The organism is Spiroplasma endosymbiont of Megaselia nigra (genome assembly GCF_003987485.1).
Classification (GTDB): domain Bacteria; phylum Bacillota_I; class Bacilli_A; order Mycoplasmatales; family Mycoplasmataceae; genus Spiroplasma.
The window spans coordinates 1-661 of record NZ_RCOO01000325.1; the positions used below are offsets into that span (position 1 = coordinate 1).

1 protein-coding gene is annotated in these 661 nt (G+C 28.3%); it reads left to right on the forward strand.

What is annotated here, in order from left to right; all coding sequences use genetic code 4:
• The coding region (locus tag D9R21_RS07895; RefSeq protein ID WP_158614025.1) for a hypothetical protein at window positions 1-661 on the forward strand (661 nt) is incomplete at both ends.

The following is a 661-nucleotide window of genomic DNA, read 5'->3' on the forward strand; positions in this document are numbered from 1 at the left end:
TTATGATGAAAAACTAAATAAAGGTATTGTTGAATTAGATGAGATTTTATTAAAAGACCCAGGGGTTAGAGCAATGGCAGTTAAATTTTATGGTAATCCAATCTTTTTTGATATGCCAGTTATTGGTCGACCAATTATTAAAGGTCAATTTAATCCAAAAGTAATGAATTCCCGTGATTTATTAATGTATAACATGTATCCTACACCACCTGATAAAATCAATACTTATGCATCTCCCGAAGTAAGTTGATATAATGTTCAAGGTATACAACCAACTATGATAACTGGTTATAAAGATTGAAAACAAGATATGGAAAGTAGATATGACTTTTGAAAACAGAAAAATAGTGAAGGTATTGTTATAACTGATCCCGCTACTACATCAGCAACTAATTCTACTGTTGGTAGAAATATTCATACAGAAGATAAAGATTCTAAATTTTATTGGTCTAAAGATTGAAAAATAACACCACCAAATAAAGTTAAAATAAATAGTGGTAGTGTTGATAATATTATTAGTACCCAGGCATCATCTTATTTTAGAAGAAAAGATGAATTTGGCAATACTGTTGGTCAAGTTCAATTTGAATATAATAAAATGGGTTCTTCTAATGTTTGAGATATTTTAAATATGAATAATTTTATTAATCGCCAAACAACT